Here is a 25,763-nt window from a genome sequence, read left to right as displayed (position 1 = left end):
GGCCATAACGGAGAGATGTGATGCCGGTCGAAATCGAACAGTTCATGTGCCGCAGCGACAATTTCGGCGTGCTGGTTCATGACCCCAAAAGCGGCCAGACCGCGATCATCGATGCGCCCGAGGAAGCGCCAATCTTGGCCGCGATAAAGCGCACCGGCTGGACGCCGACGATGATCCTGGCCACACATCATCACATGGATCACGTTGAGGCCAATCTGGCGCTCAAGGAGCGCTTCAAGCTGCGCATCGTCGGTCCAGAGGCCGAAAAGGCCAAGATCCCCGGCATAGACGAGACCGTCGAAGACGGCTCGGTTCTCCATCTTGGCGATGAAAGGATCGAAGTCATCGCCACCCCCGGCCACACTGCCGGCCACGTTTCCTATTATTTGCCGGCCTCGAGCGTGGCGTTCACCGCCGACACGCTGTTTGCGCTGGGTTGTGGGCGGCTGTTCGAATGCAAGCCGCCGGCAATGTATGATTCGCTGAAGAAGCTGGCTGCACTTCCAGCTGAAACGGCCATCTATTGCGGCCACGAATACACGCTCTCCAACGCCCGTTTCGCGCTGACCGTCGATCCGTCCAATTCAGCATTGAAGGAACGCGCCGCCAGGATCGAAAAGCTGCGCGCCGAGAACAAGCCGACGCTGCCGACGACGATCGGCGAGGAACTGTCGACCAATCCCTTCCTGCGCTGGCACGACCCGGCGATCCGCAAGCATCTTGGGCTGGAGAAGGCTTCCGACGCCGAGGTCTTTGCCGAAATCCGCAAGCGCAAGGACAACTTCTAGAGCCCGTGATATCGTCGACGCCATGACCAGCTCCGCCGAAATCATCGCGACGCTCGGGCTGAAGCCGCATCCGGAAGGCGGCTGGTATGCCGAGACCTTTCGCGATGGCACTGGCGGCGCGCGCGGCCATTCGACCGCCATTTATTTCCTGCTTGAGGAGCATCAGGTTTCGGCCTGGCACCGGGTCAAGGACGCCGCCGAGGTCTGGCACTTCCATGCCGGCGCCCCGCTGGCACTGGCAATGTGGGAAGAAGGCAGCACCGTTGTGGAGCAGGTGCTTGGAATCGATCTCGCAGCCGGTGAGCGGCCGCAGATCGTCGTGCCGGCGGGCTGGTGGCAATCGGCGCGCAGCCTCGGCGAATGGACGCTGGTCGGCTGCACCGTCGCGCCGGGCTTCGAGTTTGCCGCCTTCGAACTGGCAGCACCCGGCTGGCAGCCGAAACAACCGTAGCTCAATAAGAGCCCGGATATAGCAGGGACCCAAGCGTGATCGCGAGTTGGGCGGCGTAGTACAGCGCCCAGACGGCGAAGCGCATCCAGGCGCGGTGCGGCGAGATGGCGGCCACCAGGAATTTCTCCGTGGCGAGCAGCCCGTCGGATGCCATGAACAACAGCGCACCGCCGATCACGGAGACGTTGCTGGTGGTCAGCGCCGAGATACCCATTGCCAGGATCGCAGCGACATAGACGGCGATCGGGATACGCAGGCCGGGACCGACGCGCCGCCACAGCGCCGCCAGCATGACGGCCGCAAACACCGCCATGGCGAGCGCGATCGCTCCGCGCCACGACTCGGCGCCAAGCACCCCCAACCCGCCACCGCTGCGCAGGAACAGCACGACGTAGACGATGTGGGCGACAAGAAAACTGGCCAGCCCGCCGAGAAAGGCCTTTTCACCGTCGCGCGACAGGAATGCGTCGCCAACAGCGCTGAGGGCGAGCGCGGCGGCGAGCAGCAGCGGGCCGCCCTGCAGCCCGGCCAGCACGGCAAGCATCGCCACGGCGAGCGTCTTTGCCGCCGAGCGGGCGAGCGTTGGTGGCATGCCAAGCGTAAAGGCGTAGATCACCGCCGCCGCCAGCGAAAAGATCAGTGTCGCATTGGCATTTGCGTCGATGCCGCCGGCAAACGGCATCGTCATGCCCCGGCTCCGCTTTGGGATGCCCTGGCCCCGCTCTCAGCCGCCGGTTTGCGCAGGAACAGCGACTTCGCTGCAAGTGCGGCCCCGCCGGTGATGAGCACGCAGGCGGCGAGGATGCGCAGCGACGGCTCGGCGACGCCGGCCGCGATCAGCACCAGCGTCGACAACAGCGGCGCGGCGTAGCTTGCAGCACCCAGCACCTGGATGTTGCCGCGCTTGACGCCGATGTCCCAGGCATAGAAGGCAGCACCCACCGGCATCAGGCCAAGGCCGAGCACGGCCAGCCACTGGCCGGCACCGTCAGGCAGAACCGTCTGTTCCAGTGCCAGGTGGCAGGCGAGCGACAACACCGCGGTCGCTGCGCAGAACCAGGTGACGATGCTGGTCGGCACCGACGGGAAGCGCCGCGACAACAGCGAATAGGACGACCACAGCACGGCACAAACGGCGGCCATCGCATAGCCGAAGGCGTAACGGGCGTCGAAGGCGAGGCCCCCGCCCTTGGTGACGATCAGCACGGTGCCGGCAAGGCCGAGCAGCGCGCCGACGACATGGTTCCAGGCCAGTTTTTCGCCCGGCATCAGCGCCGAGCCGAGCACGATCAGCAAAGGCCATAGATAGGCGATCAGGCTCGCCTCCACCGCCGGCGCATTGCGCAGCGCGGTGAAATAGAAAAAGTGGTAGCCGAACAGCCCGGCAATGCCGATCAGCCACACCTGCGGCGGTATCCTCTGGCTCTTGTCGGGTGCCGGCATGAACAGCCGCGCGACCAGCCCGACACCGGTGCCGATCGAGAAGGTGATCGCCGACAAGAGGAACGGCGGCACCTGGCCCGACGCATCGGTGAGCAGTGCGAGCAGCGCCCACATGGCGACCGCCGAAAAGCCGATCAGTGTTGCGCGCCCCATTCTGTCTCCAGTGGCGCGCCAATTCTGCGCCTGGCTATTGTACCGCTTCGAAACGTCCGGCGCTGATGGTCAAGGTGCCGATCTGCGTGCCCACCGTGGCATGGATCGGCGCATATACGCCGGTTTGGCCGAGCGGCGCAAACGTCACCATCATGCGGCTTTTGTTCTTGAGATAGTTGAGCGCCTTGCGGCCCTTGCGATAGCCAGCCACCGGCTCGAAGCCCATCCGGCAGGTAACCGTGTCGCCCTTGTAGCCCGGCACCGAGATCGTGCCCTTCGAAGCGTAGGTCAGCGTCAGATCGGCGCGCATCTCGCCGTCGTAGAACTTTACCGTGCGGCCGCAGACCTGGTCGAGGCTGTCGGCATGGATGACGGTGGCAGCCATCGGATCGAGCACCGATGCCAGGTCGCCGGCACCGAGCGGCACCCAACTCTTGGGGTCGCGCTTGCCCGGCGCCGGGACGACCTGCGTCGAGGTGACCCTGCCATTGGCAAAGCGGATGTCGACCACCGATGCCTTCTTGCCGGAGGTGTAATCGGCGCGGAATGCCTGCGGCACCATCCTCTTGCCCGCAATCGTGCCTTTGGATGAGATCGTGCCACGCGTGTCGTCGAACAGTTTTGCCAACCCTGCCGCGCTGACGCTGCCTTCGATCGCGTAGGCGCCGTTCTCATAACGGCTGGAAAACGTTGATTTCGCTATCGAAAGTCCAAGGAACGACACCGTATACTCGCCCTTGAACGACTGCGGCGAGGCAGCAGACGCGGCGGACGGCAAGGCTGCGGCAAGCATGGCGGCAAAGGCATGTGACGAACGAAGCATGGCGGGATCGGGTCCTTGATTTTCGGCCGGAGGCGGGCAACTCCGGTCTGGCATGTCCCTATGAGACCGCTTATAGGATGAATTCCGGCCTTAATATGAAAATGCCGGGCGCGCCGTGGGCAATGCAGGAGCTTGACGCCTCGGCGAAATGCAACTATGGAACGCCAACTTTTTCCATAAGGCCGCCTGACCAGAACCGCGCGCCACCCGGCGTGGGCTTGAGTGTTTGGCAGACCCCGAGAACTGAAGGTTAGAACAATGTCCCGCACCTGCGAACTCACTGCCAAGGCAGTCATGTCCGGCAACAATGTGAGCCACGCCAACAACAAGACCAAGCGTCGCTTCCTGCCGAACCTCGTCAATGTGACGCTGATTTCGGAAGCGCTGAACCAGAATGTGCGCCTGCGCATTTCGGCCAACGCACTGCGTTCGGTCGAACATCGCGGCGGTCTCGACGCCTTCCTGGCCAAGGCCGACGTCAAGGAATTGTCGCAGCGCGCCCGTCTGCTGAAGAAGCAGATCGCCAAGAAGACCGCCGAGCAGGCTGCCGCTTAAACAGTTCAAAGGCGGGGGACGACCGCCCTGGCCAACATCTTGTTGGCCTCTGGCCAACATCTTGTTGGCCTTGGGGCATCGGATCGAAGCCGCAAGGTTTTGGCAATCCGGTGCCCACATACGAAGGCGAGCATCGCCCGCATGGGCATGATGCTTGGCTGGTTCCATTACCCAGGATAAAAAAATGACTTCCTTCTCGCGGTATTTGCCCTTCGTGGCCGCCATGGCGCTTGTCGTCGTGGCATCGAACATTCTCGTGCAATTCCCGATGCAGGGCCAGATCGGGGGCCTCTCGCTGGCCGACCTTCTGACTTGGGGGGCCTTCACCTATCCCTTCTCGTTCCTGATCACCGACCTCGCCAACCGCCGCTACGGACCCACTGTGGCGCGCCGGATCGTCCTTGTCGGCTTCATGACGGCGGTGATCTGCTCGATCCTTGTCCCGCCCTTCCTGTTCCGTCACGGCCTGATCGAATTCGAGACCGCCGCCGACCGGCTGGTGCGTATCGCGGCCGCGTCCGGAGCGGCGTTCCTTTCCGCGCAACTGCTCGATGTCACCGTGTTCAACCGGCTGCGCCGGCAGAGCTGGTGGCGGGCGCCGATCATCGGCACGCTGGTCGGGTCGGTGTTCGACACCGCCGTGTTCTTCACCGTCGCTTTCTCGGCTGCCTTTGCCTTCGCCGGACCAAACGACGGCTTTGCGTTGGAAAACGCACCCTTGATGGGCGTCTTCCATGTCGAGGCGATGCGCTGGATCTCCTGGGCGCTTGGTGATCTCTCGGTGAAACTGATCATCGCCGTCGTCGCACTCATACCCTACCGGCTGCTCGCTGCCCGCTGGAGCCAGCCCGCGGTTGCGGCTTAAACCATGATCCCGAAAAGTGGGACCCCGTTTTCGGAAAAGATCCTGGTCGGACAAAGATCATGATCCCGTGGATCCAGCTCGATTCAGCGAAGACCCCAGACGGCGGACAAGAACTTCGCCTCAAGCGGCGCGGCACCGAATTCTCGATCATGCTGGGCACCAACGAGCTCATGAACAGCCGCCTCAGCGGTTCCGAGGAAGCGCTGGCAAAACTGTCCTGCGGGCGGATTGCCGGCCATAGCCATCCAACAATCCTGATCGGTGGGCTTGGCATGGGTTTTACCTTGCGCGCCGCGCTTACAGAATTGGCCAATGATGCCGGAATCGTCATCGCTGAACTGGTGCCGGCCGTTGTCGCCTGGGCGCGCGGTCCGATGGCCGAAATCTTTGGCGGCTGTCTCGACGATCCGCGCGTCACCATTCAGGAGACCGATGTCGGGCAGCTGATACGCTGGCAGCCCGCGGCCTGGGACGCCATCCTGCTCGATGTCGACAACGGCCCGGAAGGCATCGTCCACAAATCCAACGACGCGCTCTACAGCCTGCAGGGCCTCGCAGCCGCACGCAGCGCCCTCAAGTCGGGCGGCGTGCTGGCGGTGTGGTCGCAAGGCCCCGACATCGGCTTCACGCGGCGGCTGAAGCAGGCAGGCTTCGGGGTCGAAGAGGTCAGTACGCGCGCCAACGGCAAGCGCGGCGCGCGCCATATCATCTGGATCGCCACCAAGACGTAAAGCCGGCGGGCTCAATCCTGGTGCAGGATGAATTCCAGATAGAGGTTGCGCTGCAGGATCGAGTGGTTGTCGTCGGAGATCAGCGACACCATCAGCGCGCCGTCGTCGCGGGTCCAGACGTCGAGCCCTTCCATATTGTCGATCTGGTAGCCCATGTCGGCCTCCAGCAGCACCGGCCCGTCGGCGACCGCGCCCTTCTCGACGCTTTCGCCATAGATGCGCCGCAGCCGCATCTTGACGCCCCTCGCCATCGAGAAACTGCGCTCCAGAAGCAGCAGATCGCCATCCGGCAGGAAGGCGCCGTCGGTGATGTCGAAATCGCCGTTGCGCTTGACAGTAAAGACGCCCTTGTGCGGCCCCTCGATGATGGCGGCATAGATGTTGCCGGCCTTGTCGAGGCTCTTTTCGGAGACCACGACCAGGCCGCCCTCATGCTGACCGTTGGCATTGGCGTGGGTGACGGTCTCGAAGCCGCGATTCTGGCGCAGCTCCTGGGCCGGAACGACGAAATCCAGCGGCTTGAACGGCGCCTTCATGTCGTTGGCGTCGATCTTGAACTGGGCGACGCGGTGGCTGCGCTCGAAGCCGACGGTGGCAATGCCGTCCTTGACCGCGAGGCCTTCCGCATCGACCTCCCATTTCCTGTCGATCGGCCGACCGGTCTCGTCGACCATCTGCTGCATGCGGAAATTCTGGATGCCGGAGGGCCGCTTTTCCGCGTCGCGGACCACCGTGCCGAAGAACCAGAAGCCGGTGTCGGCAACGCCGATGAAGTCACCGCCGGCCTTCAGGAAGCGGAAGGCCGACAGCGCGCCGAAATCGCGTGTCGGCGAGGTCATCTCCAGCCCGCCGACGAATTCGAAAGGGCCGAATTGCTTGTCGGCACGGCCAATGTGAAATTCGGTGATCGGGCGGGCCGAGATTTCGACCGGTTCGACAGAACCAGAGTCGGGCGAACCGGCTGCCGCCGAAGCCACACCGGAAAGCAGGGCGATGGCGGCGAAAAGCGTCTGCTGAAAGCCGCCGCGCCTGGAGATCATCCGGCGCGCCGCATACCACCGCCGCGCCGCGTATCCTTCGCGCTTTCCTCGGCAAACAGCGAAGCCAGCTGCTCGGTCATGGCGCCAGCCAGCTCCTCGGCATCGACGATGGTGACGGCGCGGCGGTAGTAGCGCGTGACATCGTGGCCGATGCCGATGGCCAAGAGTTCCACAGGCGAACGCGTCTCGATCAGCTCGATGACGGCGCGCAGATGGCGTTCGAGATAATTGCCCGGATTGACCGACAGCGTCGAATCGTCGACCGGCGCGCCGTCCGAGATCATCATCAGGATCTTGCGCTGCTCGGGCCGGGCGATCAGCCGGTTATGCGCCCACAGCAGCGCCTCGCCGTCGATATTTTCCTTGAGCAGGCCTTCGCGCATCATCAGGCCGAGATTGCGCCGTGCCCGCCGCCACGGATGGTCGGCCGATTTGTAGATGATGTGGCGCAGATCGTTGAGCCGGCCAGGATTCGGCGGCTTGCCGTCCTTCAGCCATTTCTCGCGCGCCTGCCCGCCCTTCCACGCCCGCGTGGTGAAGCCGAGGATCTCGACCGAGACGCCGCAGCGCTCCAGCGTGCGCGCCAATATGTCGGCGCAGGTGGCGGCGACCGTGATCGGCCGGCCGCGCATCGAGCCGGAATTGTCGAGCACCAGCGTCACCACCGTGTCGCGGAACTTGGTGTCGCGCTCCTGCTTGAACGACAGCGGCTGCATCGGATCGATGACGACCCGCACCAGCCGTGCCGGGTCGAGATAGCCCTCTTCCAGGTCGAAGTCCCAGGAGCGGTTCTGCTGCGCCATCAGCCGGCGCTGCAGGCGGTTGGCCAGCCGCCCGACGACGCCGGACAGGTTGGCGAGCTGCTTGTCGAGGAAGGCGCGCAGCCGGTCGAGCTCTTCTTCTTCGCACAACTCCTCGGCGCCGACCGTCTCGTCGAAAGCGGTGGTGAAGACCTTGTAGTCGATCTCTTTCGGCAGATTGGTGAAGGGATTGTCGTTGCGGCGCGCTTCGCCGGGTGTTTCGGCATCGGCGTCGTCATCGTCGGACAGATCGTCGGCGGTGGCGTCGGAGGCTTCCGTCTCGGCCGACTGTTCGTCATCGGCGGAAGCTTCGGCATCCTCGGACTGCGACTGCTCGGAGCCGGAATCCTCTTCGCCGCCCTCCTCGCTCTGCTCCTCGCCTTGCGGCTGGTTGTCATCATTGTCCTCGGAATCTTCCGTCTCCTGGTCGTCGCCGAGTTCCTCGGCCATTTCCATGGAGGCCAGCATCTCGCGCACGACCCGGGCGAACGCCTGCTGGTCGCCGAGCTTGGCCGACAATCCGTCGAGGTCGGCCTTGGCCTTCTCCTCGACCCAGGGGCGCCAAAGTTCGACCAGCCGCTCGCCGCTTTTCGGGATCGGACGGCCGGTCAGCTTCTCGCGCACCATCAGGGCAAGAGCTTCCTCGATCGGCGCGTCGGCCTTGTCCTTGATGTCGACGAGGTTGGCCTTGGCGTATTTGTCCTCCAGCATCGAGCCGATATTGTCGGCGACGCCCTGCATGGCGCGTGAGCCTATCGCCTCGACGCGGGCCTGCTCGACCGCGTCATAGATGGCGCGGGCCGCCTTGCCTTCCGGCGCCAGCTTGGTGTGGATGCGCACATCATGGCAGGCGCGCTTCAGCGCCATGGAATCGCCGAGGCCGCGGGTGATCGCGATATCGGTCTTCGATGCCTTCTTGGGCAGCTCCGGCAAGCGCGCGCGGCTGCCGGCGAGCGCCGGCCGGTCCTTGGCGAAACCGACTTCCAGTTCCTTGTCGCCGGCAATGGCGCGCATGCAGACGGTGACGGCACGCTTGAAGCTGTCGGCTTCAGAGCCCGTCTTCGACTTGTTGCGCGTGTTGTCGCCCGGACCCGCCATCATCTATCTCTATTGTACCGCTGGCCGCTGGCCAAGCTGAGTGCGCAGGAGGCCGATAATCTCTTCGACCGAGATCGTAAAATAGCCGCCTTTCCCACTGTCATATGCCTGTCTCCAATGACTGTATCCGTGGTCAAACCCGTCGGGAATTGGACGAACACCCTCAAGTTCAACCAGACTTTCTCTCAGTACGTCAGCCGCTACAGGGAGGTGAGGGATTGTTTGCAGCTGCTTTCCGTCATTAGGTATCGGCGCGTCAGAGACTGAGATCGATACGATCGGCTGACTTTCGCCTTCCAGATAATCGACAGCGCCTATGATCACACGCGAGGATACTGGTGTCGCGCCGTGATACGTCCAAGTCTGCCCAGGTTTGAGTGGTTGGTTCTGGGCCATGGCTGCCTGACTGAGACCAAAGCAGAGGAATACAAGACTCCATAGGAACGTCCGGTGGGTCGTTCCCATGGAGCGGTCTTAGCCCAGCACCACGTTGGCGGCGCTCTCGGGCAGATCCTCGCCGAAGGCGCGCTGGTAGAACTCGGCCACCACCGAGCGCTCCAGTTCGTCGCACTTGTTGAGGAAGGTCAGCCGGAACGCCATGCCGATATTGCCGAATATCTCGGCATTCTCTGCCCAGGTGATCACCGTGCGCGGGCTCATCACGGTCGACAGATCGCCGTTGATGAAGGCCGAGCGCGTCATGTCGGCGACGCGCACCATCTTGTTGACGATGTCCTTGCCCTTGCCGTCGCGATAGTGCTTGGCCTTGGCCAGCACGATGGCGACTTCATTGTCGTGCGGCAAATAATTCAGCGTGGTGACGATCGACCAGCGGTCCATCTGGGCCTGGTTGATCTGCTGGGTGCCGTGATAGAGGCCGGTGGTGTCGCCCAGGCCGACCGTGTTGGCGGTCGAAAACAGCCGGAAGGCCGGATGCGGGCGGATAACCCGGCTCTGGTCGAGCAGCGTCAGCCGGCCTGACGATTCCAGCACGCGCTGGATGACGAACATCACATCCGGACGGCCGGCATCATACTCGTCGAAGCACAGCGCGACATTGTGCTGGTAGGCCCAGGGCAGGATGCCGTCGCGGAATTCGGTGATCTGCAACCCGTCCTTGACCACGATCGCGTCCTTGCCGACGAGATCGATACGGCTGACATGGCTGTCGAGGTTGACGCGCACGCAGGGCCAGTTGAGGCGGGCGGCTACCTGTTCGATATGGGTCGACTTGCCGGTACCGTGATAGCCCGACACCATGACGCGGCGGTTGTAGGCAAAGCCCGCAAGGATCGCCATCGTCGTGTTCTTGTCGAACAGATAGTCCGGGTCGATGTCGGGCACATGCTCCGATGTCACCGAATAGGCCGGCACCACCATCTTGGATTCGAAGCCGAATTTCTCCTTCACCGACACCGTCGTGTCGGGCAGGTTGGCGATGTCGCGATCGACCTTGTTCATATCTCTCAACGTCTCCACGGGCGAAACGTCTGATTTCGCCGGCAATCGATTTTGTCCGGGGGCGGTCTTAAAGCCTTTTCCAACCTTATGAAAGTTGGAAAACGACACGAACCGTATGGTCGCTCAGCACAGGCCCGCCTGTTTGAGCACGCGATAGGCTTGCAGCACATCGCGGAACCGGTCTTCCGAACCTCTGTCGCCACCATTCGCATCCGGATGGTGTAGTTTCACCAGTTCCTTATAGCGCGCCTTGATCTCCTTGCCAGTCGCCTTTGTATCAAGACCAAGCGTTTCCAGCGCCTTGGCCTCAAGCGGCTTGGCCTTGCGCTCGCGCGCCTCGCGCGGATCCTTGGGTCCCTTGAACAGGTCGAACGGGTCGCGCATGCGGTTATAGTAGCCGGCGCGGCCGGAGCGCATCTGGGCCATATCGGGCGACGACCGGGTCGAGGCCCCGTTGGCGCCCATCTTCCAGGTCGGCCGGTGCCCGGTCATGGCTTCCTTCTGGAAGCGCGCGACCTCGGTGTCCGGCACGCCGGAAAAGTAGTTGAAGCCCTTGTTGTACTCGCGCACATGATCGAAGCAGAAGTGGAAATACTCACCCTCCTTCATGCGCCCGACCGGCGCACGATGGGTGCCCGCTTCCTTGCAGCCGTCCCACTGGCAGATCGGCGAGTGCGACTTCAGCTCCGCGTCCTTGTCGGGACGGACGCGAATCTTCTCGAAATATTTGGGGTACGGCTTCATCTTACCCATTTATGGGGCGTTCGCAGATGCGAAACAAGAATTGACATTTTCGCGATCATCGCCCTAACCGCTGAATCGCGGCATAAAGCAGGCGAATGGCGGATTTTGTTGCGCGGCGGCGGCCCCTCGCGAAACCGATTTTCGGTTTCCAGGCCGAGACGCCAACGATATGTGGTGAAGGGAGATGGCGATGTCCATACAGGCGACCATGGAAGACAAGCTCAACAAGGCATTTTCGCCGGACAGGCTGGTTATCATCAACGAGAGCCATCTCCATGCCGGCCACCACCATCACGGCTCCGACCATCACGGCACTTACGACGGCACCGGCGAGACGCATTTTCGCGTCCGCGTCGTCGCTTCCGCCTTTGCCAGCATGAGCCGCATCGACCGTCACCGCGCCGTCAACGAACTGCTTGCCGACGAACTGAAGGCCGGCGTGCATGCGCTGGCGATCGAACCCGCGGCTCCCGGCGAAAAGACCCGCTGGTAGGTCGCTTCCCCGCGCTCAGAGCACCGCTTCGATGAGGAACGGCCCGCGCCGTGACAGCGCACTGTCCAGCAACGCGTCGAAGCGCTCGCACGTATCGGCGCGAGCCGCCTCCACGCCCATGCCTTTGGCCAGCGATACCCAGTCGAGCGAGGGATGGTCGAGGTCGAGCATGCGCCTGGCGTTCTCGCCGATGGCGCCGACGCCGACATTCTTCATCTCGCCATGCAGGATCGCATAGGTTCGGTTGGAAAACACGATCGTCACCACGTCGAGCTTTTCCCGCGCCTGCGTCCACAATCCCTGCACCGTGTACATGCCGCTGCCGTCGGCTTCGAGATTGACCACCTTGCGGTCGGGACAGGCGATTGCCGCCCCGGTCGCCATCGGGATGCCGCCACCGATCGATCCGCCCGTGCCCATCATGTAGTCGTGCGGCGCGGCAAAGGCCGACAGCGCGAAGAAACGCCTGGCCGAGGTGACCGCTTCATCGCAGACGATCGCATCGGCCGGCAGTTTGCGCGCCACCGAAAGTGCGACGGCATCTTCCGTCAGCTTGCCGTTCGGCGTTGCCTCGTCGGGAAAAGCGGCCGCCAGCACCTTGTGTCGCGACGGCTTGATGCCAAGTTCGTCGCGAAGCGCCTCCAGCGCCGCATGCAGATCGTCGCCATGGGCGGCCAATGTCAGCACCTCGCAGCCTTCCCGGACAAGCCGTCCCGGTTTTCCCGGATAGGCGAAGAAGGCAACCGGCTCCTTTGCGCCGACCAGGATCAGAACATCGACGTCGCTCAGCACAGCCATCGCCGCATCGACCGGATAGGGGATGCGGGTCGGCGCGACACGCCCGCGCCCGCGTTGCATCCGTGCGATCAGAACCTCGCCGAACAGCCGGACGTCGCTGCCCGTCGAGATCTGCCCGGCGATGGCGAGCGCATCGGCGCGCGCGGCCTTTCCGCGAACGATCATGCCGGCCCGGCCCGGAGCGGCACGGATCGCCGCGGCGATCTTGCGTACCGCGTCCATATCGACGGCCGGCGTCGGCGCCAACGTCACCTTGCCGGGCAAAACCGCCTCGACTTCGCCCCAGGCGGCATCCGCCGGCAGGATCAGGGTCGCGACGCCGGGTGGTGTCAGCGAGGCGCGAAAGGCCGCTTCAGCTGCCGGCACGACATCGGCCGGACCCTTGACGCGGCCGACCCAGTTGGACATCGGCGCCGCAAGGCTCTCGATATCGCTGGTGAGTGGGGCATCGAGCGGCAGATGGTAAGAGGCGTGGTCGCCGACGATGTTGATCATCGGGCTGAAGGCACGCCGGGCATTGTGCATGTTGGCCAGCCCGTTGGCCAGGCCGGGACCGGTATGCAGCAGCGTCGCGGCCGGCCGATCGGTCATCCGCGCATAGCCATCGGCGGCACCCGTCACCACGCCTTCGAACAGCCCGAGCACGCAACGCATTTTCGGCTTGCGGTCAAGCGCTGCAACGAAGTGCATTTCGGAGGTGCCGGGATTGGCGAAGCAGACCGTCACATCATTGGCCAGAAGCACGTCACACAGGACATCGGCGCCGTTCATGCAATTCCCTCCCGCTCAAGATCGCAGAGCAGTTGCACCCGCGAGCACCTGCAGCAATGTCTTGCCGCTACTTTTGATCTAATCCAGTGCCGTAAAGATCAGCCAACCGTCGATTTCAGGAATGCCAGCGCGGCCGCGGTCAGCGCGTCGCCCTCCTCGCCGAAATCGCGATTGATCGACATATGCGTATAGGCGCTGCCGTCGAACAGCGTAACCTTGGTGCCCGTCGATCGCAGGCGCTCGGCAAAGGCCCTGGAGTCCTCGCTCCGGCCCGATGCCCGCGAATAGGCGATGAAAGTCGGCGGGTGCTTGCGGCCGTCGACATAGCTGGCCGGCGAAAGTGCCGCCCATTGCGCGGGATCGGAAAAGACGCGGGCATAGGCCCGGACCATACCGCCATTCTTGGCAAGTGCTGCAAGATCATAGGCCCTGGTGTCGTCGAGGATGAGCGCGGCTATGCCCGGCAATCCGCCGCGCATGCCGGTCAGCGCAACCAGATGGCAGCCGGCCGAATGGCCCATGCCGACGATGCGGTTGGGATCGCCGCCATGCCGGGCGATGTTGGCCCTGATGTAAGCATAGGCCTTTTCGACGTCACCAGCCTGGGTGGCGACATTGGCCTGCGGCAGCATGCGGTAATCGATGGAGACGAAGCAGAAGCCGTTGGCGAGCAGGAAGGCCGGTTTGGCGTCCACCTGACTGCGTTTGCCAAACTGCCAGGTGCCGCCATGAACGAAAAACACGACCGGCAGGCCGGTTGCACCATCGGGCGCGTAGATGTCGAGCTTGGCCGGCCCGTAGTCGAAGGTTTCTGGCGTGGGCCGGCGTGTTTTCCACGCGGCCGACGCTTCCAACGGCAGCATCGCCGCCATGGAGGCCATGATCAGGCTTCGTCGATCGATCATCATTGTCTCCTGGCAAGGCAAGACTGCACGCGGCCGCCCCAGCCGTCCAGTCAGGGGTTCGCAACACACCCGCTACCCGCTGAATACGGCTCCGCAACGAGCGCTTTGGTCTCGCGGAGTAGCCTCAATCCTTAAGATCGCGGCCACCTCTTCACATGAAGGGAACAAACGGTGCCCCCCGGCAGTTGAATGCGAGACGAGCCGAATGGAAGCCACAGCGGCTCCGAGGGCAAAAGCATCATGCGAGAGAACCAGTCTGACGTCTTCGATCTCTTTTCGGAAATTTACACCAACGCGGCGCAGGAAGAGATCAGCATCCAGCAATATCTCCTTGCCTGCCGCGAGGACAAGTCGATGTATGCCTCGGCGCCTGAACGGATGGTCGAGGCGATCGGCGAGCCGAACCTGGTCGACACCAGCAAGGATGAGCGGCTCGGCCGTATTTTCTCCAACCGGACCCTGAAAGTGTACCCCTCCTTCGCCGATTTCTACGGCATGGAGGATACAATCGAGCGCATCGCCGGCTATTTTCGCTATGCGTCCCAGGGGCTCGAGGAGCGCAAGCAAATCCTCTATTTGCTCGGCCCGGTGGGCGGCGGCAAATCCTCCCTTGCCGAGCGGCTGAAGAAGTTGATGGAACAGCGCCCGATCTACACGCTGAAGGTCGGCAACCAGGTCAGCCCGGTTTTCGAATCGCCGCTTGGCCTTTTCCATCCCGATCGCATGGGCGACCTGCTGGAGGATAAATACGGCATTGCACGACGCCGCTTGAATGGGCTCATTTCGCCATGGGCGGCCAAGCGCCTCGACGAACTTTCCGGCGACATTTCCAAGTTCAGCGTCGTCAAGCTGATGCCGTCGCGACTGCGCCAGATCGGCATCGCCAAGACCGAGCCCGGCGACGAGAACAATCAGGACGTCTCGGCCCTGGTCGGCAAGGTGGACATCCGGCAATTGGAAAACTTCAGCCAGTCCGATCCGGACGCCTATTCCTATAGCGGTGGACTGAACCGGACCACCCAGGGCCTGCTTGAATTCGTCGAAATGTTCAAGGCGCCTATCAAGGTCCTGCATCCGCTGCTGACGGCTACCCAGGAAGGCAGCTACAACGGCACCGAAAATTTCGGCGCCTTTCCCTACCAGGGGATCATCGTGGCCCATTCCAACGAGTCGGAATGGCTGCAGTTCAAGAACAACAAGAACAATGAGGCTTTTCTCGATCGCATCCTCGTCGTCAAGGTGCCGTATTGCCTGCGGATAACCGAAGAGCGGCAGATCTACGAGAAACTGTTGCGGGAGAGCGAATTGGCCGCCAGTCCCTGCGCTCCAGAGGTGCTGGACATCCTCAGCCGGTTTACCGTCTCGACCCGCTTGGCCGAGCACGACAATTCGCCGCTCTACACCAAGATGCGCGCCTATGATGGCGAGAACCTCAAGGAAGTCGACCCCAAGGCAAAGTCGGTTCAGGAATATCGGGACGCCGCCGGCGTAGATGAGGGCATGGCAGGCGTCAGCACGCGCTTTGCCTTCAAGATCCTGTCGCAGACCTTCAACTACGACACCGAAGAGGTGGCCGCCGACCCCGTGCATCTCATGTACATCCTGGAGGAGGCAATCAAGCGCGAACAGTTTCCGAAGGAGACGGAAGCCGCCTATCTGGAGTTCATCAAGTCCGAGCTGGCCGCGCGGTATGCCGAATTCATCGGCCATGAGATCCAGAAAGCCTATCTGGAATCCTACAGCGAGTACGGCCAGAACCTTTTCGACCGCTACATCGCCTATGCCGACGCTTGGATCGAAGACCAGGACTACAAGGATCCCGACACAGGCCAGATCCTCAACCGCGAGGTTTTGGACAACGAGCTTTCACAGGTCGAAAAACCGGCCGGCATCGCCAATCCCAAGGACTTCCGCAATGAGGTGGTGAAATTCACCCTGCGCGCCCGTGCAAGAAACCATGGCCGCAACCCGGCGTGGACAAGTTACGAAAAGCTGCGGGAAGTCATCGAAAAACGCATGTTCGGCCAGGTCGAGGACCTCCTGCCGGTGATCAGTTTCGGCTCCAAGCAGGACAGTGTCACGGAAAAGCGGCACAATGAATTCGTGCAGCGGATGGTCGAGCGCGGCTACACCGAGCGGCAGGTGCGTCGCCTTGTGGACTGGTACATGCGGGTGAACAGGGCGGGTTAGAGAACCCGGATGGTTCCATGCCGATCTTCATCGACCGCCGCCTGAACCCGAAAGACAAAAGCCTCGGCAATCGCCAGCGCTTCCTGCGACGCGCGCGCGAGGAATTGAAACGCAGCATACGCGATCAGATCCGCACCGGCAGGATCGCCGACGCGGATTCCGAGCATGCCGTGCGCATGCCCGAAAGAGGCACAAGCGAGCCGAGCTTCAACAACGCCCGCGACAGCGGCAGGCGCCAGCACATCTTGCCGGGCAACAGGCATTTCTCCGCTGGAGACCTGATCCCCAAGCCCGGCGGGGGCGGCGGGGGAGCATCGTCGCCGGGAAACAAGGCATCTGAAGACGACTTTCGTTTCGTGCTGTCGCGCGAGGAAGTGCTCGATCTTTTCTTCGAGGATCTCGAGCTCCCGGACATGGTCAAGCTCAACCTCAAGGAGATCCTTGCCTTCAAGCCGCGCAGAGCCGGCTTCGCCGCCACAGGTTCGCCGACCAACATCAATGTTGGCCGCACGATGCGCAACAGCCACGGCCGCCGCATTGCGCTGAGGCGCCCCAAGCAGGTCGAACTGGATGCGATCCTCGAGGAAATCGCCTCGCTCGAGTCGACGCCATCCAGCGCCGACGCGCGCCAGCGTATTGCGGCATTGCGCGAAGAACTCGACCGGCTGGAACGCCGCCGCCGCCGGATTGCCTATGTCGATCCGGTCGACATCCGCTTCAACCGCTTCGATTCCCGGCCGGTGCCGAACGCCAATGCCGTCATGTTCTGTCTTATGGACGTGTCCGGGTCCATGGGCGAGCGCGAGAAGGATCTGGCCAAGCGCTTCTTCGTCTTGCTGCACCTGTTCTTGAAACGGCGCTACGACCGCATCGAGATTGTCTTCATCCGCCACACGCACCTGGCTCAGGAGGTCGACGAGGAAACATTTTTCTACAACACCCAAAGCGGCGGCACCGTCGTTTCCACCGCGCTGGAGGAAATGCACCGTATTATCACCAGCCGCTACCCGGCCCATGACTGGAACATCTATGCCGCCCAGGCCTCGGACGGCGACAATTTCGCCGGCGATTCGGAGCGATGCATTTCGCTGCTCAATGGCGAGCTCATGCGGCTGTGCCAGTATTTTGCGTATGTCGAGATCATCGACGAGCGTGAAGCTCATATTTTCGGCTCGACAGAAAACGGGACATCGCTGTGGCGTGCCTACAACTCCATCGACCAGAAATGGCCGAACTTCCAGATGAGCCGCATCGCCACACCCGCCGATATCTATCCGGTTTTTCGCCAGCTCTTCGGCAGGCAACCGGCCGCCCTCAAGAGGGCATGAGGGTTCCCGATGGCCAGACAAGCGAGCAAATCCAGCCTGCTTTTTTCAGGGTCCGACTGGGATTTCAAAACATTGTCGCGGGCCTATGACGCTATCGAGGCACTTGCGGTCGAAGAGCTTCATCTGGACACCTATCCCGTTCAGATGGAGATCATCTCGTCGCAGCAGATGCTCGACGCCTATTCGTCCATCGGCATGCCATTGATGTACCGTCACTGGTCTTTCGGCAAACATTTCCTCCACCAGGATCTGCTCTATCGCAAGGGCGGGCGGGGGCTTGCCTATGAACTGGTCATCAATTCCAATCCCTGCATCGTCTATCTGATGGAGGAAAACACCATGGCCCTGCAGGCCCTGGTGACGGCCCACGCAGCGCTCGGGCACAATCATTTCTTCAAGAACAATCAGCTGTTCAAACAGTGGACGGATGCGGGTGCGATCCTCAGCTACCTGGACTTCGCCAAGGGCTACATAGTCCGCTGCGAGGAGCGGCACGGCCTCGCCGCCGTCGAGGCTGTTCTCGATTCCGCCCACGCGCTGATGGATCAGGGCGTGTTTCGCTATCACCGGCCGCCGAGGTTGTCGTCGGAACGGCAACGCGAAGGAATTCGCGAGCGTCTCGAATACGAGGAGCGCTCCTACAACGACTTGTGGCGTACGCTGCCGGCCTCGCAGCAAGCGGCCAACGACAAGGGCCAGGACCCAGAGTGGAAGAAATCGCTCAATCTGCCCGAGGAAAACCTGCTCTATTTCCTGGAAAAGAACAGCCCAGTCCTGGAGCCCTGGCAGCGCGAGATCATCAGGATCGTTCGTGTCATCGCGCAATATTTTTACCCGCAACGGCAGACACAGGTGATGAACGAAGGTTGTGCCACTTTCGTGCACTATACGCTGATGAACATGCTGTTCGACCGCGGCCAGATCAGCGAAGGCGCCATGCTCGAAATCCTGCGCAATCATTCCAACGTGGTCTTCCAGCCGGCCTTCGACGATCCGCGTTTTTCAGGCATCAACCCCTATGCTCTCGGCCTCGACATGATGCAGGACATTCAGCGCATCTCGACCGAACCCACGGCCGAGGACCGCGATTGGTTCCCCGACATGGCCGGCCAGGGCAACTGGCGCGAGGTCCTGCTGGACGCCTGGGCCGAGCATCGCGACGAATCCTTCATCCGCCAGTACCTCAGCCCGGCCTTGATCCGGAAATGGCGGTTTTTTGTGCTCGGCGACGCTGCCGACCAGCCGCATTGCCTGGTCGCGTCCATCCACGATGAGCGCGGCTACGCCAAGATACGCGCCGCGCTTGCCAACAGTTATGATCTCGGCGCGAACCGGCCGGACATTCAGGTGGTGGATGTCGATCTGCTCGGCGACCGCCATTTGCGGCTGCAGCACAAGGTCAATGACGGCATCCTTCTCGAGGATGCCAGCCGCGACGCCACGCTTCGTCACATCCGCAGGCTTTGGGGTTATGAAGTCAGCCTGGCGGCCATGGATGCCGAGACCGGCGCGACGATCCACGAACGCTCGACGAGCCAGATCGCGGGATGACGGCACCCGGTCTCCCGGCGCACATCAGGCGTCGCCGGCTGGCCTGATCCTCAGCCTTGCGATCCGGTTCTTGTCGCGTTTCATGACGATGAAGCGCTTGCCGTGGAACGTAAAAGCCTGCTTCTCCTCGGGGATCGATTGCGTCTCGTGGATGACGAGGCCGGCAATGGTGGTTGCCTCCTCATCCGGCAGGTTCCAGTCGAGAGCCCGGTTGAGGTCACGGATCGGCACCGTACCGTCGACGACCACGGAGCCGTCGGCCTCCTGCTTGACGCCCTGTATGTCGACATCGTGCTCGTCGGCGATCTCGCCGACGATCTCCTCGATAATGTCCTCCAGCGTCACCAGCCCTTCGACCTCGCCATATTCGTCGACGACGACGGCGAAATGCGCCTTGCGGCGAAGGAAGGCGTTGAGCTGTTCCTGCAAGGTCGTGGTGTCGGGCACGAACCAGGGTTTCGAAGCGATCTTCATCACGTCGATCCTGGAGAAATCGTTGCCGACTTCGTTCAAGGCGCGCAGCAGATCCTTTGCATGCAGCACGCCGACGATGTTGTCGAGCGAACCTTTCCACAGCGGCATGCGGGTGTGCGGGCTTTGCAAAATCTCGCGCACCACCGCTTCCGGCGCATTGTCGGCATTGACCGAGCGCATGTTGGTGCGGTGGACCATGATGTCGGAGACTTCGAGCTCGGCGAGATCGAACAGGCCGCCGACGCGGTCGCGATCCTCGCGCACCACCTGGCCGTCGCGGCGGAAATCGTCGACCGCGCCGCGCAATTCGTCCTGGCTGGAACGCTGCGGCTCGATGCGCGAAAGCTCGTACCCGAACATGGCAAGCAGGCGCGTGCGCACGGCAACGAGCAGCACGATGAGGATGGCAAGGACGGCGACAACGATCCAGTCGGGCTCGTTCATCTCCGGTCGCTTTCCTTTGGGTGGTTTTCCCTCAGAAACGACAGCACTTCCGATGCCGGAACATCCTTGGCAATGAAAGCCTGGCCGACGCCGCGCGTCAGGATGAAGGTCAGCGCGCCGCGCGACACCTTCTTGTCCTGGGTGATAAAGGCAAGCAGCGCCTCGGCGTCAGGCAGATCGCCCGGGATGTCGGCTATTCGCCAGGGCAGGCCGACGGCTTGCAGATGCGCCTCGACGCGCGCGGCATCGTCGGGGCTGGCCAGATTGAGCCGCGACGAGAACCGGTAGGCCAGCGCCATACCGATGGCGACCCCTTCGCCATGGACGAGGCGGCTTCCGTCATATTGGGTGGCGGCTTCCAGCGCGTGGCCGAATGTGTGGCCGAGATTGAGCAGCGCGCGGTCGCCGGTCTCGAACTCGTCACGCGCAACCACGTCGGCCTTGGCGCGGCAGGCTTCGGCAATCGCCTGCGCCCTCTCCGGCCCGCCGGCAAAAACCTGAACCCAATTCTTTTCCAGCCAGGCGAAAAATTCCGGCCGGTCGATGAGCCCGTATTTGGCGAGCTCGGCATAGCCGGCGCGGAATTCCCGGATCGGCAGCGTGTCGAGCACCCCTGTGTCGGCCAACACCAGTTTCGGCTGATGGAAGACGCCGACAAGGTTCTTGCCGCGTGGGCTGTTGATGCCGGTCTTGCCGCCGACCGAGGAATCGACCTGCGCCAGCAGCGAGGTCGGAATCTGCACGAAATTCATGCCGCGCCGCACGATGCCGGCGGCAAAGCCGGCAAGGTCGCCAATAACGCCGCCGCCGAAGGCGATGACGATGTCGCCGCGCTCCAGTTTCGCAGCCAGCACACCGTCGACCACCTCTTCGAGATGGGCAAAACTCTTGGTCTTCTCGCCGGCCGGCAGTGTGATGATGGCGGGCTGGATGCCACCCGTTTCGAGGCCTGCCTTCAGCGCACCGAGATGCGCTGCAGCGACATTGGCGTCGGTGACGACCGCGGCGCGTGTGCCCGGCAGGCGGCGCGCAATCTCCGCACCCGCGCGGGACAACAATCCCGAGCCGATCAGAATGTCGTAGGTCCGGTCGCCAAGGCCGACTTCGACGACAACGGGTGCCTCGATGCTCACTGTTCCACCTCGCCCGTCGCAGCCGCCTCATCGATGCCGAAATGCCGGCACAGCGCGTCCACCACCTCGGTAGCGATGACTTCCTTGCGGTCGTCGCGGGTCGGCACTGTGACGTCCGATGTCGCGTAGACCGGATAGCGCTCGCCCATCAGCCGCTCCAGCACGGCGCGCGGGTCGGCGCTTTTCAGGAGCGGCCGGTTCTGTTTCTTGGCGACGCGATCCATCAGAAGGTCGAGTTCGGCCTTCAGCCACACCGAGACGCCCTGCGCTGCAATCGCCTCGCGCGTCTGCGCATTCATGAAGGCGCCGCCGCCGGTCGACAGCACCTGCGGCCCGTTTTCCAGCACGCGCAGGATGACGCGCTGCTCCAGCGCCCTGAATTCGGTCTCGCCGTAGCGCTCGAACAATTCCGGAACGGTCATGCGCGAGACGCTTTCGATCTCCTGGTCGCTGTCTATGAAGGGCAGCGCCAGCATCGTCGCCACCTTGCGGCCGATCGCCGTCTTGCCGGCGCCCATCAGTCCGACAAAGACGACGGAACGGCTGCCCAGCCTGCCGAGCAACGCGGCGTGGTTCTCGTCTGGAGGATTTGCTGGCAGCGCGTTCATCGGATGTTTCGAAGGCCCTCTTTGCCGGCGTATCGACATGAAAAGCCCGTTTGCGTCAAGCGTGGCAAGTGCCTTGAACCCGATATGGACCGGCAGGGTCTGCATCAGAAGTTGCTAACAGGCCCCAGCTTCTTCCTTGAATTGGCCGGATTGGCGTCCCATAAGGGGACAGGGTTTGGAAACGCAGAACAAGAAGACGGGCGAAAATTGATGCCGACACTGTTTCGCTTTGTCGTGGTAACGGCGATTCTGGCTGGCATTGCCTATGGTACGATGTTCGCACTGGTGATGTTCGTCGAGCCAAAGAAGGGGGAAATGAGCGTGCGCATCCCTCCGGAAAAGCTCAATCCCAAGAAAAGCTGAATGACAAGACAGGCTGAATGAACAGCGCCGCCCGCATCGAAGCCTTTCTGGAAATGATGAGCGCCGAGCGGGGCGCGGCAGAAAACACGCTTTCCTCCTACCGCCGCGACCTCGAGGACGCTTCCGGCGCGATCGATGGCGGGCTGGCCGGTGCCGCCGCCGCCGATATCCGCGCCTATCTCGACGACATTGCCGCCCGCGGCTTTGCCGCCACGTCGCAGGCGCGCAAACTGTCGGCGATCCGCCAGTTCTTCAAATTCCTCTACGCCGAAGGCCTGCGCGGCGATGACCCGACCGGCACGCTGGACAGCCCGAAAAAGGGCCGCCCGCTGCCCAAGACGATGAGCGAGGCCGACACCGGCCGGCTGATCGACCGTGCAGCAATTGAAGCCGGCGATGTCTCGTCGGGCGATGGGGACAGCCTGGCATCACTGCGCCTGCATGCGCTGGTCGAGGTGCTTTACGCCACCGGCCTGCGCGTTTCCGAGCTGGTCGGCTTGCCGGTGACGGTGGCGCAACGCGACGACCGCTTCTTCATGGTGCGCGGCAAGGGCGACAAGGAGCGCATGGTGCCGCTCTCCGCCAAGGCACGCGCGGCGATGAAGACCTGGCTTGCCGCCCGCGCCAAGGTGCCAGCCTTGGCCGACAGTCCGTTCCTGTTTCCGGCCGCCTCCGACAGCGGCTATCTCTCGCGCCAGGTCTTCGCGCGTGACCTGAAAGGGCTGGCGGCAAGGGCCGGCATTGCCTCGGCGAAGATCTCGCCGCACGTGCTGCGCCATGCTTTCGCCAGCCATCTCCTGCAGAACGGCGCCGATCTGCGGACCGTGCAGCAATTGCTTGGCCATGCCGACATATCGACGACACAGATTTACACCCATGTGCTGGAAGAGCGGCTGGTGCGGCTGGTCAACGATCATCATCCGCTTGCCGACTAGGCCTCATATCGCTATGTGAGGACGACATTTCACCGCCCGGAGCCTTGGATTCAAGGGTTCCGTCAGCCACTGCCTTCCGACGTATCGGTCCGCTCACGCATGTATAATTACCTCGATTTCGAAAAGCCGGTGCAGGACCTCGAGGGCAAGATCCTCGAGCTGAAGAAGCTTGCCGAGAATGGCGAGGCGGTCGATGTCGGCGACGAGATCAGTCGTCTCGAGAAGCGCTCCCGCGACGCATTGCGCGATGCCTACAAGGCGCTGACGCCTTGGCAGAAGGTGCAGGTGGCGCGCCATCCCGACAGGCCGCATTGCGTCGACTACATCAAGGGCCTGTTCACCGATTTCACGCCGCTGGCCGGCGACCGCAATTTCGGTGAGGACCAGGCGATCGTCGGCGGTTTCGCCCGTTTCCGCGGCGAACCCATTGCCATCATCGGCCAGGAAAAAGGTTCCGACACAGCCAGCCGCCTGAAGCACAATTTCGGCTCGGTTCGGCCGGAGGGCTACCGCAAGGCGGTACGGCTGATGGAACTGGCCGACCGCTTCAAGATCCCGCTCCTGACGCTGGTCGACACGGCCGGCGCCTATCCCGGAGTCAACGCCGAGGAGCGCGGCCAGGCGGAGGCTATCGCCCGTTCAACCTCGACCTGTCTCGGCCTGAAAGTACCGTCGATCTCGGTGGTCATCGGCGAAGGCGGTTCGGGCGGCGCCATTGCCATCGCCACCGCCAACCGCGTCTACATGCTCGAACACGCCATCTATTCGGTTATTTCGCCGGAAGGTGCCGCCTCGATCCTGTGGCGCGACACGACACGATCGAAGGACGCGGCGACCAACATGAAGATCACCGCGCAGGATCTTCTGGAACTGAAGATCATCGACGCCATCATCCCCGAGCCGCTCGGCGGTGCGCATCGCGGCGCCGAAACCGTGATCGCCGCGACCGGAGACCTCATCGCCAGGACGATGAAGGACTTCGCCGGCGCCAACACCGATTTCCGCGAACAGCGCCGCGAAAAATACCTGGCCATGGGCCGCAGTCTCTGACCACAGGCACCCTTGGCCGCAACAATGTGGCGGAGCGGAGCATTTTTGCCACAAAAATGCCGCTGCATTCGGCTCAATGAGACTGCCGCAGGGGGATGGGTCGGCACTTGCGGTAAGGAATTTATTAGGGTTAACGGGCTTAGGGTCCGTCGATGCGCAGTGTAGCAGCCGGGGCAGGAAACGTCCTGGCGCCAGAGAAAAGACGATATCCGTAGCCATGTTTGTCAAGCTTGCCCGCACCGGAATCCTGATCGCTGCCCTCGGCGTTGCCGGCTGCAACAATTCGTCGATGAAGGATTTTGCCCCGGAGGCCAACAAGCCGCTGCCCGACAAGATCCTCGCCGACATGAGGGCCAAGGGCATGGTCCGCACCTCGTCGGTGATGGCCCGCATCTTCAAGGAAGAAGGCAAGCTCGAGATCTGGAAGGCCAAGACCAACGGCCGCTATGACATGGTTGCCAGCTACGACATCTGCAAATGGTCGGGCAAGCTCGGGCCGAAATACACCGAAGGCGACCGCCAGGCGCCGGAAGGCTTCTACACGGTGCGCCCGGCGCAGATGAATCCGCGCTCGAACTACCATCTGTCCTTCAACATCGGCTATCCCAACGCCTATGACCGCGCCAACGGCCGCACCGGCTCCAATTTGATGGTGCACGGCGCCTGTTCGTCGTCGGGCTGCTATTCGATGACCGATGCGCAGATCGAGCAGATCTATGCCTTCGGCCGCGACGCCTTCCAGGGCGGCCAGACCGAGTTCCAGATCCAGGCGTTTCCGTTCCGCATGACCGCCGCCAACATGGCGCGCTACCGCAACGACCCGAATTACGACTTCTGGAAGATGCTCAAGGTCGGCTACGACAATTTCGAAATCACCAAGGTGCCGCCGAAGGTCGATGTCTGCGAGAAGCGTTATGTCTTCAACCAGGTAGCCGCCGACGGTCAGACATTCGATCCGACTGGCGCCTGCCCGGCGACGACGCAGCCTGATTCGCTGAAGAGCGCCTACAATTCCTACATGAGCACCTATGACGCGGCGTTCAGCGGCGCGGTCAAGGCCAGCGTGCCGGCGCCCAAGCCGACCATCGCCGGTATCAAGGAAGCCAGCATCGTCTCCGACTGGTCCAAGCGCCGCGCACGCGGCGAACGCGTACCGATCGATCCGCCGTCGCTCAACAATGACGGCTCGGTCACCGAGACGGCACGCATGGGCCGCATCGATTCGCCCGCTGGCCGCAAGATGGCGGCTCTTGACGCGGAAAAAGCTGCCAAGCAGAAGGCCGAGGAGCAGAGGCTGGCTGCCATAGAGGCGGCCAAGCAAGCCAAGGAAGCCGCCAAGGCCCAGGCTCTGGCCGAAAAGGAGGCCGAGAAGGCCGCCAAGGAGGCCCCAGTCGCCACCGCGACCATCGCGGCTCCTTCGGAAACGGCGCCAATGGCTGAAACGCAAGCGGCGAGTGCCGACGAGAGTCGCGTGACGAAGCTGAAGAACAAGCTGCTCGGCATGTTCGGCGGTTGATATCGCCCGTGGCTGATCGCGCCGCTATTTATGACCTCAAGGGGCTGAACTGCCCCTTGCCCGTGCTCAAGGCCAAGAAGCGCCTGGCGGGGATGCAACCGGGCAGTCGGCTCTGGTTGGAGACCACCGACCCGCTCGCCGTCATCGACATTCCGGCATTCTGCTCCGAGAGCGGCCACCAGTTGATTGAAACGGCCGCGGTCTCCGGCGGCCATCGCTTCCTGGTCGAGCGCGGCGCGCCGTAATCGTTGG

Annotated in this window: 26 protein-coding genes; 14 read left to right on the top strand and 12 right to left on the bottom strand. The window is 62.8% G+C overall.

Features of this window, described 5'->3' with window-relative positions:
- Positions 1-20: 20 nt before the first annotated feature.
- Positions 21-788, top strand: a complete 768-nt coding sequence (gloB, locus tag LB519_RS12470) for a hydroxyacylglutathione hydrolase (RefSeq protein ID WP_224620157.1) — start codon at positions 21-23, stop codon at positions 786-788.
- A 22-nt stretch (positions 789-810) separates the two neighbouring features.
- Positions 811-1,239, top strand: coding sequence for a cupin domain-containing protein (locus LB519_RS12465; protein WP_013529377.1), 429 nt, complete (start codon positions 811-813; stop codon positions 1,237-1,239).
- 1 nt (position 1,240) lies between these two features.
- On the opposite strand, the gene LB519_RS12460 is transcribed toward LB519_RS12465, so the two are convergent.
- From LB519_RS12460 to LB519_RS12450, 3 genes are read right to left on the bottom strand one after another with little or no spacing between them, the layout of a single operon-like run.
- Positions 1,241-1,927 (bottom strand): lysoplasmalogenase, encoded by a 687-nt coding sequence (locus tag LB519_RS12460; RefSeq protein WP_127369168.1) that lies wholly within the window; start codon positions 1,925-1,927, stop codon positions 1,241-1,243.
- On the bottom strand, positions 1,924-2,835 hold the full coding sequence (locus LB519_RS12455; protein ID WP_024503744.1) for a DMT family transporter: 912 nt from the start codon (positions 2,833-2,835) through the stop codon (positions 1,924-1,926). Before LB519_RS12455 ends, LB519_RS12460 begins: the two co-directional genes overlap by 4 nt.
- A 34-nt stretch (positions 2,836-2,869) precedes the next feature.
- On the bottom strand, positions 2,870-3,658 hold the full coding sequence (locus LB519_RS12450) for a DUF3108 domain-containing protein (RefSeq protein WP_224620156.1): 789 nt from the start codon (positions 3,656-3,658) through the stop codon (positions 2,870-2,872).
- Between the two features lie 258 nt (positions 3,659-3,916).
- Here LB519_RS12450 and rpmB point away from each other — a divergent pair, with 258 nt between their 5' ends.
- The 3 genes from rpmB (at position 3,917) to LB519_RS12435 (ending at position 5,809) form a co-directional block, all read left to right on the top strand.
- On the top strand, positions 3,917-4,213 hold the full coding sequence (gene rpmB, locus LB519_RS12445; protein WP_013529373.1) for a 50S ribosomal protein L28: 297 nt from the start codon (positions 3,917-3,919) through the stop codon (positions 4,211-4,213).
- Between the two features lie 184 nt (positions 4,214-4,397).
- Complete coding sequence (locus LB519_RS12440) at positions 4,398-5,078, top strand: queuosine precursor transporter (protein WP_224620155.1); 681 nt, start codon at positions 4,398-4,400, stop codon at positions 5,076-5,078.
- Positions 5,079-5,137: 59 nt separating this feature from the next.
- Positions 5,138-5,809 (top strand): hypothetical protein, encoded by a 672-nt coding sequence (locus LB519_RS12435; RefSeq protein WP_063169106.1) that lies wholly within the window; start codon positions 5,138-5,140, stop codon positions 5,807-5,809.
- Positions 5,810-5,820: 11 nt separating this feature from the next.
- On the opposite strand, the gene LB519_RS12430 is transcribed toward LB519_RS12435, so the two are convergent.
- The 4 genes from LB519_RS12430 to LB519_RS12415 all read right to left on the bottom strand — a co-directional run bounded on the left by LB519_RS12430 (position 5,821) and on the right by LB519_RS12415 (position 10,961).
- Entirely contained in the window at positions 5,821-6,849 is a 1,029-nt protein-coding gene (locus LB519_RS12430) for an esterase-like activity of phytase family protein (protein ID WP_063169107.1), read from the bottom strand.
- A complete protein-coding gene (gene cobT, locus LB519_RS12425; RefSeq protein ID WP_063169108.1) occupies positions 6,846-8,747 on the bottom strand; it encodes a cobaltochelatase subunit CobT in 1,902 nt (633 codons plus the stop codon). Before cobT ends, LB519_RS12430 begins: the two co-directional genes overlap by 4 nt.
- Positions 8,748-9,221: 474 nt before the next feature.
- Positions 9,222-10,208 (bottom strand): cobaltochelatase subunit CobS, encoded by a 987-nt coding sequence (gene cobS / locus LB519_RS12420; protein WP_013529367.1) that lies wholly within the window; start codon positions 10,206-10,208, stop codon positions 9,222-9,224.
- Positions 10,209-10,331: 123 nt separating this feature from the next.
- Positions 10,332-10,961 (bottom strand): J domain-containing protein, encoded by a 630-nt coding sequence (locus tag LB519_RS12415; RefSeq protein ID WP_013529366.1) that lies wholly within the window; start codon positions 10,959-10,961, stop codon positions 10,332-10,334.
- Positions 10,962-11,142: 181 nt separating this feature from the next.
- On the opposite strand from LB519_RS12415, the gene LB519_RS12410 reads away from it, so the two are divergent.
- Positions 11,143-11,445 carry a BolA family protein gene (locus tag LB519_RS12410; RefSeq protein ID WP_063169109.1) on the top strand — a complete coding sequence of 101 codons (303 nt, stop codon included), beginning with the start codon at positions 11,143-11,145 and terminating at the stop codon, positions 11,443-11,445.
- 15 nt (positions 11,446-11,460) lie between these two features.
- Here LB519_RS12410 and LB519_RS12405 read toward each other — a convergent pair whose 3' ends face one another.
- The gene (locus tag LB519_RS12405; protein WP_063169110.1) at positions 11,461-13,014 is read right to left on the bottom strand and encodes an acetolactate synthase large subunit; all 1,554 of its coding nucleotides are present in this window, start codon (positions 13,012-13,014) and stop codon (positions 11,461-11,463) included.
- Between the two features lie 98 nt (positions 13,015-13,112).
- A complete protein-coding gene (locus tag LB519_RS12400) occupies positions 13,113-13,919 on the bottom strand; it encodes an alpha/beta hydrolase (protein WP_063169111.1) in 807 nt (268 codons plus the stop codon).
- Between the two features lie 240 nt (positions 13,920-14,159).
- Here LB519_RS12400 and LB519_RS12395 point away from each other — a divergent pair, with 240 nt between their 5' ends.
- From LB519_RS12395 to LB519_RS12385, 3 genes are read left to right on the top strand one after another with little or no spacing between them, the layout of a single operon-like run.
- On the top strand, positions 14,160-16,109 hold the full coding sequence (locus LB519_RS12395; RefSeq protein ID WP_013529362.1) for a PrkA family serine protein kinase: 1,950 nt from the start codon (positions 14,160-14,162) through the stop codon (positions 16,107-16,109).
- Positions 16,110-16,126: 17 nt separating this feature from the next.
- Positions 16,127-17,437: a YeaH/YhbH family protein gene (locus LB519_RS12390; protein WP_024503738.1), complete on the top strand. Its 1,311-nt coding sequence runs from the start codon at positions 16,127-16,129 to the stop codon at positions 17,435-17,437.
- 9 nt (positions 17,438-17,446) lie between these two features.
- Positions 17,447-18,988, top strand: coding sequence for a SpoVR family protein (locus LB519_RS12385; RefSeq protein ID WP_024503737.1), 1,542 nt, complete (start codon positions 17,447-17,449; stop codon positions 18,986-18,988).
- Positions 18,989-19,012: 24 nt separating this feature from the next.
- Here the strand turns inward: LB519_RS12385 and LB519_RS12380 are convergent, their stop codons facing one another.
- From LB519_RS12380 to LB519_RS12370, 3 genes are read right to left on the bottom strand one after another with little or no spacing between them, the layout of a single operon-like run.
- Positions 19,013-19,906 carry an HlyC/CorC family transporter gene (locus tag LB519_RS12380; protein WP_224620154.1) on the bottom strand — a complete coding sequence of 298 codons (894 nt, stop codon included), beginning with the start codon at positions 19,904-19,906 and terminating at the stop codon, positions 19,013-19,015.
- Positions 19,903-21,039 (bottom strand): 3-dehydroquinate synthase, encoded by a 1,137-nt coding sequence (aroB, locus tag LB519_RS12375; RefSeq protein WP_224620153.1) that lies wholly within the window; start codon positions 21,037-21,039, stop codon positions 19,903-19,905. The genes LB519_RS12380 and aroB overlap by 4 nt, the downstream gene beginning before the upstream one ends.
- Positions 21,036-21,647, bottom strand: a complete 612-nt coding sequence (locus LB519_RS12370; RefSeq protein ID WP_224620152.1) for a shikimate kinase — start codon at positions 21,645-21,647, stop codon at positions 21,036-21,038. The genes aroB and LB519_RS12370 overlap by 4 nt, the downstream gene beginning before the upstream one ends.
- Before the next feature lie 210 nt (positions 21,648-21,857).
- Here LB519_RS12370 and LB519_RS12365 point away from each other — a divergent pair, with 210 nt between their 5' ends.
- The 5 genes from LB519_RS12365 (at position 21,858) to LB519_RS12345 (ending at position 25,756) form a co-directional block, all read left to right on the top strand.
- Positions 21,858-22,010 (top strand): hypothetical protein, encoded by a 153-nt coding sequence (locus LB519_RS12365; RefSeq protein ID WP_013529356.1) that lies wholly within the window; start codon positions 21,858-21,860, stop codon positions 22,008-22,010.
- Positions 22,011-22,027: 17 nt separating this feature from the next.
- Entirely contained in the window at positions 22,028-22,945 is a 918-nt protein-coding gene (locus LB519_RS12360; RefSeq protein ID WP_063173171.1) for a site-specific tyrosine recombinase XerD, read from the top strand.
- Between the two features lie 99 nt (positions 22,946-23,044).
- Positions 23,045-23,995 (top strand): acetyl-CoA carboxylase carboxyltransferase subunit alpha, encoded by a 951-nt coding sequence (locus LB519_RS12355; RefSeq protein WP_063173172.1) that lies wholly within the window; start codon positions 23,045-23,047, stop codon positions 23,993-23,995.
- Between the two features lie 217 nt (positions 23,996-24,212).
- Positions 24,213-25,511 (top strand): murein L,D-transpeptidase family protein, encoded by a 1,299-nt coding sequence (locus LB519_RS12350; protein WP_024503733.1) that lies wholly within the window; start codon positions 24,213-24,215, stop codon positions 25,509-25,511.
- Positions 25,512-25,519: 8 nt separating this feature from the next.
- Entirely contained in the window at positions 25,520-25,756 is a 237-nt protein-coding gene (locus LB519_RS12345; protein ID WP_024503732.1) for a sulfurtransferase TusA family protein, read from the top strand.
- Positions 25,757-25,763 lie beyond the last annotated feature (7 nt).

The sequence above is a fragment of the Mesorhizobium sp. AD1-1 genome (assembly GCF_020164655.1).
Lineage (GTDB): Bacteria > Pseudomonadota > Alphaproteobacteria > Rhizobiales > Rhizobiaceae > Mesorhizobium > Mesorhizobium ciceri.
Note: the sequence above shows the minus strand (reverse complement) of the source record. Positions and strands in the feature narration are given on the sequence as shown.

What these genes read in the sequence shown, in the direction of transcription:
- gloB (WP_224620157.1), top strand. Translation starts at nt 21, where the DNA reads ATGCCGGTCGAAATCGAACAGTTCATGTGCCGCAGCGACAATTTCGGC.
- LB519_RS12465 (WP_013529377.1), top strand. Translation starts at nt 811, where the DNA reads ATGACCAGCTCCGCCGAAATCATCGCGACGCTCGGGCTGAAGCCGCAT.
- LB519_RS12460 (WP_127369168.1), bottom strand. Translation starts at nt 1,927, where the DNA reads ATGACGATGCCGTTTGCCGGCGGCATCGACGCAAATGCCAATGCGACA.
- LB519_RS12455 (WP_024503744.1), bottom strand. Translation starts at nt 2,835, where the DNA reads ATGGGGCGCGCAACACTGATCGGCTTTTCGGCGGTCGCCATGTGGGCG.
- LB519_RS12450 (WP_224620156.1), bottom strand. Translation starts at nt 3,658, where the DNA reads ATGCTTCGTTCGTCACATGCCTTTGCCGCCATGCTTGCCGCAGCCTTG.
- rpmB (WP_013529373.1), top strand. Translation starts at nt 3,917, where the DNA reads ATGTCCCGCACCTGCGAACTCACTGCCAAGGCAGTCATGTCCGGCAAC.
- LB519_RS12440 (WP_224620155.1), top strand. Translation starts at nt 4,398, where the DNA reads ATGACTTCCTTCTCGCGGTATTTGCCCTTCGTGGCCGCCATGGCGCTT.
- LB519_RS12435 (WP_063169106.1), top strand. Translation starts at nt 5,138, where the DNA reads ATGATCCCGTGGATCCAGCTCGATTCAGCGAAGACCCCAGACGGCGGA.
- LB519_RS12430 (WP_063169107.1), bottom strand. Translation starts at nt 6,849, where the DNA reads ATGATCTCCAGGCGCGGCGGCTTTCAGCAGACGCTTTTCGCCGCCATC.
- cobT (WP_063169108.1), bottom strand. Translation starts at nt 8,747, where the DNA reads ATGGCGGGTCCGGGCGACAACACGCGCAACAAGTCGAAGACGGGCTCT.
- cobS (WP_013529367.1), bottom strand. Translation starts at nt 10,208, where the DNA reads ATGAACAAGGTCGATCGCGACATCGCCAACCTGCCCGACACGACGGTG.
- LB519_RS12415 (WP_013529366.1), bottom strand. Translation starts at nt 10,961, where the DNA reads ATGGGTAAGATGAAGCCGTACCCCAAATATTTCGAGAAGATTCGCGTC.
- LB519_RS12410 (WP_063169109.1), top strand. Translation starts at nt 11,143, where the DNA reads ATGTCCATACAGGCGACCATGGAAGACAAGCTCAACAAGGCATTTTCG.
- LB519_RS12405 (WP_063169110.1), bottom strand. Translation starts at nt 13,014, where the DNA reads ATGAACGGCGCCGATGTCCTGTGTGACGTGCTTCTGGCCAATGATGTG.
- LB519_RS12400 (WP_063169111.1), bottom strand. Translation starts at nt 13,919, where the DNA reads ATGATCGATCGACGAAGCCTGATCATGGCCTCCATGGCGGCGATGCTG.
- LB519_RS12395 (WP_013529362.1), top strand. Translation starts at nt 14,160, where the DNA reads ATGCGAGAGAACCAGTCTGACGTCTTCGATCTCTTTTCGGAAATTTAC.
- LB519_RS12390 (WP_024503738.1), top strand. Translation starts at nt 16,127, where the DNA reads ATGCCGATCTTCATCGACCGCCGCCTGAACCCGAAAGACAAAAGCCTC.
- LB519_RS12385 (WP_024503737.1), top strand. Translation starts at nt 17,447, where the DNA reads ATGGCCAGACAAGCGAGCAAATCCAGCCTGCTTTTTTCAGGGTCCGAC.
- LB519_RS12380 (WP_224620154.1), bottom strand. Translation starts at nt 19,906, where the DNA reads ATGAACGAGCCCGACTGGATCGTTGTCGCCGTCCTTGCCATCCTCATC.
- LB519_RS12370 (WP_224620152.1), bottom strand. Translation starts at nt 21,647, where the DNA reads ATGAACGCGCTGCCAGCAAATCCTCCAGACGAGAACCACGCCGCGTTG.
- LB519_RS12365 (WP_013529356.1), top strand. Translation starts at nt 21,858, where the DNA reads ATGCCGACACTGTTTCGCTTTGTCGTGGTAACGGCGATTCTGGCTGGC.
- LB519_RS12360 (WP_063173171.1), top strand. Translation starts at nt 22,028, where the DNA reads ATGAACAGCGCCGCCCGCATCGAAGCCTTTCTGGAAATGATGAGCGCC.
- LB519_RS12355 (WP_063173172.1), top strand. Translation starts at nt 23,045, where the DNA reads ATGTATAATTACCTCGATTTCGAAAAGCCGGTGCAGGACCTCGAGGGC.
- LB519_RS12350 (WP_024503733.1), top strand. Translation starts at nt 24,213, where the DNA reads ATGTTTGTCAAGCTTGCCCGCACCGGAATCCTGATCGCTGCCCTCGGC.